An 11,307-nucleotide genomic window follows, 5' to 3' on the forward strand; every position below is an offset into this window, starting at 1 on the left:
GTAAAGGTCTTTTCGTCAACTGTTGACAGATCTTAGCAGTCAGAGGGATGCGCCATGCGGCCATGGACCGGTGTCATCACCGATGAAGAGGAGCAGCGATATGCTTCCGCGGGATTTGGTGGGGAAGGCGGATTTGGCGCCGATCCGGCGCTTTTGATCATTGACGTTCAATACCGCACCATCGGCACAGCGCCAAAACCATATTGGGAGGCGATAGAGGAATATCCGACATCATGTGGTGACGTGGGCTGGGATGCAGTGGACCGGATCGTGCCCTTGTTGGCGACCTTTCGGAACAAGGGATTTCCGGTGCTTCATCCGCATGTGGCGCCCAAGAACGCTGAGACAGATGGTGGACGGCTGGCACAAAAGATCCCCTCGATCATGGGGATTGACGCCAAGGGTTATGAATTTGTCAGTGAGGTAGCGCCGGTCGCAGGAGATGTGTTGCTGCCCAAGAAGCATCCAAGCGCCTTCTTCGGAACGCCGTTGACCAGCCACCTCATTGATTTCGGCGTCGATACGCTTGTCGTAACGGGATGCACCACTTCAGGGTGCGTGCGGTCGTCAGTCACGGATGCATTCGCGCTGAATTTCAAGGTAATCGTGCCGGAAGACTGCGTTTATGACCGGGCACCGACATCGCATGCTGTCAACCTTTGGGACATGAACGGGAAGTATGCGGATGTCTTGCCGTCATCCCACGTCATCGAGGTGTTGGAGGGGCTGGAGTCTGCATCATGAGCGCAAGGGATGTCGGAACGGCCTTGTCCAGGTTGGTCGCGTTCACCAGCGCGGTTGACTGGGCGGATATTCCTGACGACGTCCGTAAACGCGCGGCACTTGTCCTGTGCGACGATCTGGCCGCCATGATTGCAGCGCGAGCCGAGCCAGAGGTGATTGCCTTGCAGGATGGCGTCGCCAAGTCCAGCGGGGCGGCTGAGGCGACGGTGTTCAATGCGCGTGGCCACCGGTTCGACCGCTATTCGGCGGCCCTTGCCAATGGGTGCGCGGGAGACTGGGCCGAACTGGACGAAGGGTACCGGCGGGTGATTTGTCATGCAGGCGTCTATTGCCTGCCTGCACTGCTGGCCGAAGCGGAGGCGGATGGGCAGACAACTCAGGAAGTGCTGCGCGCCCTTGTGATCGGGTATGAGACCGTCGCGCGGGTGGCACGCGCATTCACCTTTCCGAACCTCGTTCTGCATCCCCACGGCAGCCTTGCCGCCGTCGGTGCCGCAGCGGCGGTATCCGCGCTCAGGCGGCTGCCAGTGGATGTTACCATCGGCGCGATTTCCAGCGCGGCAACAATGGTCTTGCCGGGTCCCTACACACATCCAATTCAGGGATCGCTTGTGCGTAACGTCTGGCCCGGGATTGCCGCCCAGACCGGTTTGCGCGCGGCGGATTGGTCGGCAATGGGTATTCGCGGTTTGCCCTCGGCGTTGCATGACGTTTACGCCGATGCCTTTGGCACTTCTGCCAACCCGGTGGAACTGTACGATGGTTTGGGCAAAAGCTGGGCCATTTCGGATGGGTATCACAAGGTTTTTGCATGTTGTCAGTACGGGCACGCCACGATTGAGGCGACAATGAAACTGCTGGACCAAGTGCCTGTTGAACGTGTCGTCGGTATCCACCTTGATACGCACGAAAAGGCCCGACTGATGGATAACCCGGACCCCGATACAACGATCGCCGCAAAATTCTCGATTCAGCATATCGCGGCGACTGCCGCTGTGCACGGTCATGGCGGGGCAGAGGCGTTTTCATCAGACACGCTGCACGTGCCTGAGATCGCCACGCTGCGTCACAAGGTCAGCACCGCGCCGTTTGAACCATTGCCTGAATGGCCTAACGACAGGCCCACGCGGGTCACCTGGACGCTTGATGACGGCACGACCCTGTCCGAGACCGTGATGAGCGCGCGTGGCGGGCCTGACCTGCCGTTCACGCCTGATGAAATCCGCAACAAGATACACGGCATCATCGGCCCCCCGTATCCGGCTATGGGGGGCATCATCGATGCGCTGCTTGATCTTGATGACACCGCGCTGTCGCGGCGCTGGGACGAAACGGTGCGCGCCATGGCCACATCATGAGCGATATGCTGGACCTGCTGGTTATCGGGTCCGGTGCCTGTGGGCTGGCGGGGGCGATCGCGGCGCATGATGCGGGTGGCACCGTCGCCATCCTGGAAGGTCGCGACCGGCCGGGTGGAAACTCTGCCCTATCGACCGGTTCCATCCCCGGCGCGGGCTCAAGGTACCAGCGTGAAGCTGGGATTGAAGACAGCCCCGATCGGATGGTCGATGACCTGATCCGCGTCGCCGGGCACCACGACGCGGACGATCTGACCCGGATGATCGCGGCAGAATGCGGCCCGCTTTGCGAATGGCTGATCGATGATCTGGGCGCGCGGATGGAGCTGATCACTGCGTATCGCCACATTGGCCATTCGGTCGAGCGGTTGCACGCCCCGAAATCGCGCAGAGGACAGGAGCTTGTGGATGACCTCCTTCGCTTCGTGTCGGATCGTGGGATTCCCATAGCGATAGGCAACCGGGCGGAGCGACTGCTGGTCGAAGACGGCCGCGTCACAGGTGCGATTGTCGGCGGAGAGCCGGTTTGCGCCCGAAAAGTACTGCTTGCGACAAACGGTTTTGCAGCGGACCCCGCGCTGGTGGCCGAACACTGCCCCGAGATCGCCGATGCCGCGTATTTCGGCGCGCCCGGCAGCACTGGAGACGCGGTGCGGTGGGGGCAATCGCTTGGGGCGGGCCTGGGAAACATGGGCGCGTATCAGGGATACGCTGCGGTCGCTTATCCACAGGGGCAACTGCTGTCCTGGACCACGATTGAAAAAGGCGGCGTGATTGTCGGCAAGTCAGGTCGCAGGTTCGGCAACGAAGACCTGGGATATTCGGGTTTTGCCCCACACGTCATGAAACAGGGTGCGTTCGCATGGGCCATCTACGACGCCCGCATTCATGCCATTGCGGAGGCAGAGGAAGAATACGCCGAGATGTCTGCGATGGGCGCCGTGACTTGGGCCGTTACCCTGGCGGATCTTGCCAATGGGGTTGGTCTTGATCCCGATGGTCTGGAGGCAATGATCGACGCCTACAATGCATCGGCCGCAGGGCAGGGGCATGATGCATTCGGGCGCACGGCGTTTGCTAAGGCACCGCTTCAACCGCCATTCGCGGCCGTCAAGGTCAAGCCAGGACTGTTCCACACTCAGGGGGGTCTGCTGGTCGATGACAAGGCGCATGTCTGCAAGGCGGATGGGCGCATCATTCCGAACCTTTTCGCGGGAGGTGGGGCGGCCGTCGGGATCAGCGGTCTTGCCGGGGCGAAAGGATATGCTTCAGGCAACGGGTTGATCACGGCGCTGGTGCTAGGCCGCAAGGCCGGGCAGGTCGCCATCGCAGAGATACAGGCCGACCTTTGACAGGTGCCGCGCAGATCGCCGAATTTGCCTTGCGGACGCTGCGGGACGGTGTTCCAGACGATGTGCTTGCGGCGGCGCACCTGCATTTTCTTGACGGGATAGGCGTGGGCATCGCCTCCGCCACGGTTGCGGGCAACGCGCGATGGGCAGCAGCCGCCGCTGACGGTTGTGCAAGCCTGCTGACCGGAGGCACGGCGGAGCCGGGCGCTGCCGCGATGATCAACGGTGCATTGATCCATGCGCTTGAATACGACGACACGCACTTCGGGTCAGTCGTGCACGGGTCTGCCGTCGCAGCCCCCTTGGCACTGGCCGCGACACAGCTTGCACGTGGGTCGGGCGGCGATTTGATCCTTGCCTATATCGTGGCTTGGGAGGTTGCGATCCGCATCGGACTTGCGGCACCGGGTGGGTTTCAGGCGCGGGGGTTTCAAGCCACATCGGTTGGCGGCGCGATTGGCGCAGCAGCGGCGGCGTCCCCGGTGCTTGGACTGGACCATGGGCAAACGGTCTCGGCAATCGGGATTGCGGGTGGGCAGGCCTCCGGGACGCTCGCCTTTCTTGCAGATGGTGCCGGGTCAAAGGCTTTGAATCCGGGTTGGGCAGCACGCACCGGGATCGATGCCGCACGGCTGGCGCGGGCGGGTATGACAGGTCCGGCATCCATCCTCGAAAGCACTTTCGGGGTCATGAATGCCTTCGCGGACGGTCACGGAAGCCTGATCCAACAGCTTGATACCCTAGGGGAGGATTGGCTGCTGCCGCAGGCGGCTTTCAAGCTTTATCCGTGTTGTCACTACATACACCCCTACCTTGAAGCGATTGATCAAGTGATGGCGGAGGGCTTGCTGCCACAGGACGTTCTGTCGCTGATGGCATTTGTACCACCCCCGCAAGCCCCTTTGATCTGTGAGCCCTGGTCGCGTCGGCAAGCGCCGTTGTCGGGATATGATGGCAAGTGGGGGCTGGCATATTGCATGGCGCTCATGCTGATTGATGGGCGTGTCGACGTTGCCAGTTTCGAAAGTGCACCGCGGGATGAAGTGATACGCTTCGCCCGGCGGATGAAGTGGGAACCGATGCAGGGTCACGCGTTTCCGGCGCGGTTTGAGGCACGGATCAACATCGAAACCGGGCAAGGTGAGGTCGTTGCAAAGATTGCGCAGGTGCATGGGGCACCCGGCAGACCCATCGCCGACGCAGACATTCACACCAAGTTCCTTATGAATGCGGGTCGTATGAAAGACAAAACAGAGGCCAAAGCGTTGCAGACATACATCCTGCGCTTGAATACGGCCCCAGACTTGGAAGAAATCGCCGCATTGCTGCGGGTGTGACCGTTCTGAAAGTACCCAAAAATTTCGAGGCAAAATAGTTAAATCATGGAAAAATGTGCTCAACTCACCTGACGTTGACATTGGACAAGCCGCAGCAATACCGTTCCTTTTTACGGCGACCTTGGGAGCGAAAGAGCGTGTCGGAGAAGGTGATCGCCGACTTTTGGTCGGCCATGGCGACAAATGACTTCGCGCATGCAAGCCAATGGCTGCACCCTGACTTTGAGTACTACTTGCCTCAGACCGGTGAATACCTGAAAGGTCGATCTGCATTCGCCGCCCTTAACAATGCTTATCCAGCGGAGGGCATCTGGCGCTTTGAAGTCCGTTCAATCATTGCAGATGCTGAAAGCGCGGTCTCGGATGTTGCGATCACGGATGGCGTCATGACCGCGACAGCGATCACATTTCATGTGCTGAAGAACGATTTGATCCTGAAGCAGAAGGAATATTGGCCAGACCCTTACCCGGCACCGGAATGGCGCGCTGACCTGGTGTTCATTGTCGACGTTCCGCCGTTCTGAAGGCAGCGATTGTCAGCCCATCAGGCTCGGCAGGAACAGGACGATCGATGGAAAGGCAATGAGTAGCCCCAATGTGACAAGGTCCATCAGGATGAAGGGTGTGACCCCGGCGAAAACCTGTTCTAGCCGCAAGGGCACTGGTGACGCCGACCGCACCACATAGACGTTCAGGCCGACAGGCGGGGTGATTAGGCTTATCTCAGCCAATTTGATCGCAATCACTCCCAGCCAGATTGGATCGTATCCGACGCTTGTCATGATCGGGAACATGACCGGTAGGGTCATCACCATGATGGCGATGGGATCGATCAGCATGCCGAGAATCAGATAGAGCACCGCAAATCCCATCAGGTAGGCGATGGGAGACAGTTCAAGCGCGAGCATCCAGTCGGAGATGTCACCGACCAGACCCGTATACGTCAGGAAACGCGCAAAGATGATACCGCCGATCACGATGATGAAGATCGTGGAGGTGGTGATGCCCGCGTCCTTGAACGTCTCGACAAGCAGCTTGAGGTTCAGCTTGCGCTTGGCGGCCACGATCATGAAAGCCCCGAACGCGCCCACCGCCCCCGCGTATGTCGGCACAAAGAAGCCCAGGTAAATGCCGCCAATCACCAGAATGAACAGAAAGGATATGCCCCAGACCCCTTTGAGGGATTCCCACTTTTCCCGGCGCGTGATGATCACATCCGGGATCGGGGCAAGATCGGGTCGTGCCTTGGCGACCAGATAGATACCCGCCATGTAGATACCCGCCGACATCAGCCCCGGAACCAGCCCGGCCACCAAAAGACGGGCGACGGATTGTTCGGTGATCACGGCGTAGATGATCATCAGGATCGACGGTGGGATAAGGGATGCCAAGGTTCCCGAAGCAGCGATACAGCCCGCCGACAAGCGCTTGTCATAGCCGAACTTGGTCATTTCCGGCATGGCCATCTTGGTGAAGACGGCGGCATTCACGATGGTTGAACCGCAGGCCGCGCCGAATGCAGCTGACGCAAGCGTCGTCGCCATCGCAAGACCACCTGAGATCTTGCCAAGCCAGTTATAAGCCGCCTTGTAGAGATCTGTCGTCAGTCCAGCCTGCGTGGCCAGCGATCCCATCAGAATAAAAAGTGGGATTACCGCCAATGTGAAGGAATTCGTCGTTGAAAACGGGACTGTCGCTACCTGCGCAAAAGCGGCGCGGTCGCTGATGGTGATGAAGATACCGATGAACCCGCTGAGGCCCAGTGCAACACCGATATGGGTGCCGGTTGTCAGCAGGAAGAAAAGGATGCCGGCGACGATAAGGCCTGCCGTTGCCGGATCAAACATGCGCCGCTACTCGACTTCTTGAAGGATGCTGAGCGGGTCGTTGTGAAGACCCTTGCCTGATTTCACGCGGATCACGTCTTCGATCAGGTGCAGTACAAGCTGCAGGATCATCAGCGCGCACCCTGCCGCCAAAATGAACCGGGCGGGCCATAGCGGAAAGCGGATGAGACCGACAGTCGCTTCGCCAATCTGAAGCGAATATTGCGCTTCGGAGATCGCCTCTGACAGGATCAGCCCGAAGAATGCGATGGCAGCAAGGTCCGTAATCACGTCCATGACCGCGCGCACCCGTGGCGGCATCTGGAAATAGACCAGTTCGACCCGGATGTGGGCACGCCTGATCTGCGCATAGGCCAGCGCACCGAAGACGATCAGCACCATCGTGCTTTCCGTCAACTCGCGGGGGCCGGGTACGGGGATCAGCAAGACCTGTGTCCCAACAACATCCGCGACACCCAGAAACATGGAAAACAGCATCCCCAGACCGCCGATCAAAAGAACCACGAGCGCCAGACGTTCAACAATGCGGGAAATCAGTTTCAAGGGGGCGACCTGTCGTCGGAGGATGGTGGCAGACGCGCGCGCCTGCCACCGCTTTTGATCAGTCGGCGTCGATGATGGCACGCCAGTAGGTCGAAACCGCGTTCGCTTCATCACCCATGCCGCGCGACGTCATGTCATCCACCCAGTTCTGCAACAGATCCGGGGCCGCTTCTTTCCACTTTGCCAATTCCTCGGCTGGGAAGGGCTTGATGGTGCCGCCCGCTTCGACGATGGCTGCGCCAGCGGCCTCTTCGGCTTTTTCGATGTTGTCGATATAGGCCTGGCCGGCTTTCGTTGCTTCCTCCTGAATGATCGCCTGATCCGCTTCGGAGATATCATTCCAGACGTCCTGATTGATCACGATCAGGTGCCCCGTGATCGCCATCACCGGACCGCAGCTGTACTGGCCGGGTTCATAGAGTCGGTTTGACAGGATGTTGCCACGGTTCAGGAACGAATAGTCCAGCGATCCGCTTTGCAGCGCTTCATAAACTTCGCCAACACCGACCGATACCGGTACTGCGCCAACAGCTTCGTGCGCCTTGGGCACATCCGCTCCGAATGACCGGATCTTCTTGCCGGACAGACCCGCGACGGTGTCGCAATTCGCATCAGGTCCCGTCAGATAATAGTCGCCAAGTGGCTGGTGAAACAGGAACTTGACGCCAAACTTTGACAGTTCATCCTCGAAGTAGGGCAGATCCTTGTAGGCCGCAGCAGAGATTTCCATGGCTTGACGGGGGCTCTCGAACACAAAGGGGATTTGATACGCACGCCAGTATAGCAACTGGTCGGAATAATACCCCGGGACCACGGACGCCATGTCGATGGCGCCGCGTCCTGCAAGGGTCAGCACCTCATTCCCGGCGCCCAGACCGCCCGCGAAGGTGATTTCGACAGTCACGCGACCGTCGGTGCGCTCCGTCACGGCGGCGGCGAAGTCCTTTTCGGCTTGAACGAACGAACTGTCACCCAGATAGTGACCCCAGCGCAGTGTCACATCCTGCGCGCCCGCAGCGCCAGCTGCAAATACTGCGGCGCCAAGGATGCTGGTAAAACGATTAAGCATGAACGTCTCCCTATTATTTGCCGCCACTCCCGGACGGTCGTTTTTTAACCTAGAATGATCGGCACAGACGGCCCGCTTTTTCTCGGACTGCAACACGCCTGCCCTTGTTTCTCGCCATAGGCAGCGAAATTGCGTCTTCCGGAAAGCGACAGCCCCAGTGTACAATCGGTCAACTGTTGACAGTTTTGCGAAGCTGACAAAGAATTGTCAACGACGACGTGCGGTGGGGGAATCCGAATTGTGAGCGGCTTGCATACAAATGAGGCAGCAGGCGGGTCACAGGCACCCGCCGTCGAGGCGCGTTCCATCCTCGACAAGCTGGCACAGCGCGCATCCTGCAGAGACTTTGACGGCAACCCCATCGCGCACGAGATATTGGAAGAAATCGTGCACGACGGGGTCGAGGCCCCGTCGTCTTGCAACCAGCAGAACTGGCACTTCATCATTATTACCGATCCGGACCGAAAGCAGCAGGCGCGCGACATCTCCGGAGGCAACCATCACTTCGCCGAATGTTCCGCGCTGATCTACCTGTGTTTTCAGAAAGGCTGGACGCATGGCAACTTCTCCATCGTGCAGTCCGTCGCGGGTGCGTGTTATCACATGATGTTGTCGGCGCATCTGCGCGGGTATCAGTGTATCTGGAATGCCGGCATCGGGGATCAGGCGGCCCTACGTGACCTTCTGGCGCTACCTCCGACATTTGACGTCATCGGTGCCCTTGCCATTGGTCGCGCCAAGACCACCGCGCCGAGGATGAAGGCGCCCCGCAGACCCGTCAGCGAGGTCTTTTCATGGGAGCGTTTCGAACGTCCGGCGGCAAGCTGCTATCCCGTCAAACCCGCAAAGGACTATCCGTTCTGCAAGATCAAGAACGAATCCAATCCCTTTGCACAGTGGGATCCGACCCAATGGCATTGGGACCAGATTGCAGATTTTCGCGGTTATTCGGTCTGGGCCAAGTCGCCACTGGCGGGTGTTTATGTCTCTCGCAGGCAGGGCGATGCACTGCGGTCAGAGCATGCGCTTTTGCCCGATCTGGGCCCCGGTGCCCGCATCATCGAGATCATGCCCTGGGGTGGGACCACCACAACCGCACTGCTGGATGCGATCGGGCCGAGGGTGTCTCTTTCCGTGGCCGAGCTTTCCATGAACAATCTGACCTTCATCAAGGAACGCCTTCGCCGCGAAGGGCATGACGTGACGCGGGTATCATTCGATCTGATCAAAGGAGACAGGTTGCCCTATGAAGACGCATCACAGGACGTAGTTGTTCTGCCGCAGGTGCTGGAACATGTACCGGACCCGCAGCGGCTTCTTGACGAGGTGAAGCGCGTTCTTGCGATCGGCGGCGCAGTAGTCGCCAGCACGCGCAATGCCACCTCAGCCTACGGCGCGCTTTGGCGCGCGCATGAGGCAAAAGCGCAAATCCCCAATCAGGGGCCGTTCACGCCGCTTCCTGCCGAAACCGTGGCGGGCTGGATGGCAGCGCGTTTTGCCATCGAAGAAGAGTCTGGGATCGGGGCGGAAGCGACAGGGGATGCAGGGGTTCTGAAGCACGAGGACCGCTATCTTGGTCGTCTCTATGCAATGCGGGGACGGCGTGTTTAAGGGGGCGTCATATCAGCGTGCGTGGCACGAAACGCCCACGGCCCACAGCGCCTGGCTGCAAGGCGCCATCGCGCAGGGCGAACCGCCCGCGCGACAAGGTGTGCACAACGCGTGCTGTCATCCGCTCGCCCTCGTAGATCGAATATTCCGCATCGGTCCCGAGATCATCCTTGCCGACCACCCAATCGGCTTTCAGGTCCACCACCGCGATGTCCGCGTCCGCCCCGGGGCGCAACGCACCCTTTGTGCTCAGGCCCATGCGCCGGGCGGGGTTTTCACTGACCAGCGGGATGAGTTTTTCCAGCGGGAGGTCATGATGATCATGGCCGTAGGTCAGCAGGACAGGCAGAAATGCATCGAGGCCCGGAAATCCCGGTTGCGCCTTCCAGATCCCACCATCCTTGCACGTGACGGGGCGATGGATGTGATCGGTGGCGATCGTGTCGATGTCCCCGCGGGCAATGGCCGCCCAAAGGGCTTCGCGGTCTTCGGGGGCGCGCAGCGGTGGGTTGACCTTTCCAACCGCGCCGATGGCGCTGGTGGTATCATGGGTCAGGTAATGCAGGCAGGTTTCAATGGAAACGTCTGTGCCCGCACTGCGCTGGCGCAATGCTGCATCAAGTGCTTCACCCGAGGAGGTGTGCACCGCATGCACCGGTGCGCCGGTGATCCGGGCGAAATAGGTCGCGCGCGACAGGGCGTCCGCCTCCACGAATGGAGGTCGTGTGGCGTTCCACGTCGCCAGCCCGCCTTCGCCATTGGGATCGTCGGCGGCGATACGGTCGCGCAGGACCCACGCAACTTCGATGTTTTCCGGATGTGGGCACAGAAGGCCGTTGTGGTCGGCCAGCACTTCCAGCAGGCGGAACAGAAAGCCATCATCGGTGCCGGGCAGGCCGAGCCGCGCGCCTTCATCACCGCGAATGTTCATGAACAGCTTGGCGCTTGGCGCGCCGCGCTTGATCAGATCCGGCAATTCGGCCAACTGGTCTTCGGTTGCAATGACAAAATGAAAGCCGAAATCGATACGTGCGCCGGCCTCGGCGATCTGGCAAAGCTCATCGAAGATTGGCCCATATGGCTCAGGGCTCATGACATAGGAAAGAACGGTCGTCACGCCGCCGATGGCGGCCGCGCCAGTTTCGGTTTGCGAATCCTTCGGAACGCGGGGGCGGGCAATGTCCATGCCGTGACCAAGGTGGATGTGCGCATCAACCACGCCGGGCAGAATGGTCAGGCCGCCGACATCGACATCCTCGATAGCATCGCCTTCGCCGGGGGCGGCAATCGCGCTGATCCGACCGTCGCTGATCAGAACATCGCAGCGCTTCAATCCGACACCGGGCAAAAACGCAAGACCACCGCGCAATGCAAGGTCCGATTGCTGGGCCATGATCTTTCTCCTTTGTTCCGGTGTGCAGCATGAACTTGGAACACCGGGTATAT

General features: G+C 59.9%; 10 protein-coding genes. 6 read left to right on the plus strand and 4 right to left on the minus strand.

All coding sequences use genetic code 11. The features are described from left to right. Positions 1-54 precede the first annotated feature (54 nt). The 5 genes from AB4X18_RS12590 (at position 55) to AB4X18_RS12610 (ending at position 5,315) form a co-directional block, all read left to right on the plus strand. Positions 55-744, plus strand: coding sequence for an isochorismatase family protein (locus AB4X18_RS12590; protein ID WP_370400409.1), 690 nt, complete (start codon positions 55-57; stop codon positions 742-744). Further along, complete coding sequence (locus AB4X18_RS12595) at positions 741-2,102, plus strand: MmgE/PrpD family protein (RefSeq protein WP_370400410.1); 1,362 nt, start codon at positions 741-743, stop codon at positions 2,100-2,102. The genes AB4X18_RS12590 and AB4X18_RS12595 overlap by 4 nt, the downstream gene beginning before the upstream one ends. Further along, complete coding sequence (locus tag AB4X18_RS12600) at positions 2,099-3,454, plus strand: FAD-dependent oxidoreductase (protein ID WP_370400411.1); 1,356 nt, start codon at positions 2,099-2,101, stop codon at positions 3,452-3,454. Before AB4X18_RS12595 ends, AB4X18_RS12600 begins: the two co-directional genes overlap by 4 nt. Beyond that, a complete protein-coding gene (locus AB4X18_RS12605; protein WP_370400412.1) occupies positions 3,451-4,791 on the plus strand; it encodes an MmgE/PrpD family protein in 1,341 nt (446 codons plus the stop codon). Before AB4X18_RS12600 ends, AB4X18_RS12605 begins: the two co-directional genes overlap by 4 nt. A gap of 137 nt (positions 4,792-4,928) precedes the next feature. Continuing rightward, positions 4,929-5,315: a nuclear transport factor 2 family protein gene (locus AB4X18_RS12610; protein ID WP_432816655.1), complete on the plus strand. Its 387-nt coding sequence runs from the start codon at positions 4,929-4,931 to the stop codon at positions 5,313-5,315. Between the two features lie 12 nt (positions 5,316-5,327). On the opposite strand, the gene AB4X18_RS12615 is transcribed toward AB4X18_RS12610, so the two are convergent. From AB4X18_RS12615 to dctP, 3 genes are read right to left on the minus strand one after another with little or no spacing between them, the layout of a single operon-like run. Further along, the gene (locus AB4X18_RS12615) at positions 5,328-6,638 is read right to left on the minus strand and encodes a TRAP transporter large permease (RefSeq protein ID WP_432816656.1); all 1,311 of its coding nucleotides are present in this window, start codon (positions 6,636-6,638) and stop codon (positions 5,328-5,330) included. Positions 6,639-6,644: 6 nt separating this feature from the next. After that, positions 6,645-7,181 carry a TRAP transporter small permease subunit gene (locus AB4X18_RS12620; protein ID WP_370400415.1) on the minus strand — a complete coding sequence of 179 codons (537 nt, stop codon included), beginning with the start codon at positions 7,179-7,181 and terminating at the stop codon, positions 6,645-6,647. A gap of 58 nt (positions 7,182-7,239) precedes the next feature. Further along, positions 7,240-8,250: a TRAP transporter substrate-binding protein DctP gene (dctP, locus tag AB4X18_RS12625; protein ID WP_370400416.1), complete on the minus strand. Its 1,011-nt coding sequence runs from the start codon at positions 8,248-8,250 to the stop codon at positions 7,240-7,242. Positions 8,251-8,490: 240 nt separating this feature from the next. Between dctP and AB4X18_RS12630 the strand changes: the two genes are divergently transcribed. Continuing rightward, positions 8,491-9,861: a nitroreductase family protein gene (locus AB4X18_RS12630; RefSeq protein ID WP_370400417.1), complete on the plus strand. Its 1,371-nt coding sequence runs from the start codon at positions 8,491-8,493 to the stop codon at positions 9,859-9,861. Between the two features lie 7 nt (positions 9,862-9,868). Here AB4X18_RS12630 and AB4X18_RS12635 read toward each other — a convergent pair whose 3' ends face one another. Then, the gene (locus tag AB4X18_RS12635) at positions 9,869-11,254 is read right to left on the minus strand and encodes a dihydroorotase (protein ID WP_432816657.1); all 1,386 of its coding nucleotides are present in this window, start codon (positions 11,252-11,254) and stop codon (positions 9,869-9,871) included. Between the last annotated feature and the right edge of the window lie 53 nt (positions 11,255-11,307).

Source organism: Sulfitobacter rhodophyticola (assembly GCF_041281685.2).
In the GTDB taxonomy this organism is placed as follows: Bacteria; Pseudomonadota; Alphaproteobacteria; order Rhodobacterales; family Rhodobacteraceae; genus Sulfitobacter.

Excerpts from the sequence above, each read along its gene's own strand:
- AB4X18_RS12600 (WP_370400411.1), top strand. The coding sequence starts at position 2,099 with ATGAGCGATATGCTGGACCTGCTGGTTATCGGGTCCGGTGCCTGTGGG.
- AB4X18_RS12590 (WP_370400409.1), top strand. The coding sequence starts at position 55 with ATGCGGCCATGGACCGGTGTCATCACCGATGAAGAGGAGCAGCGATAT.
- AB4X18_RS12595 (WP_370400410.1), top strand. The coding sequence starts at position 741 with ATGAGCGCAAGGGATGTCGGAACGGCCTTGTCCAGGTTGGTCGCGTTC.
- dctP (WP_370400416.1), bottom strand. The coding sequence starts at position 8,250 with ATGCTTAATCGTTTTACCAGCATCCTTGGCGCCGCAGTATTTGCAGCT.
- AB4X18_RS12635 (WP_432816657.1), bottom strand. The coding sequence starts at position 11,254 with ATGGCCCAGCAATCGGACCTTGCATTGCGCGGTGGTCTTGCGTTTTTG.
- AB4X18_RS12615 (WP_432816656.1), bottom strand. The coding sequence starts at position 6,638 with ATGTTTGATCCGGCAACGGCAGGCCTTATCGTCGCCGGCATCCTTTTC.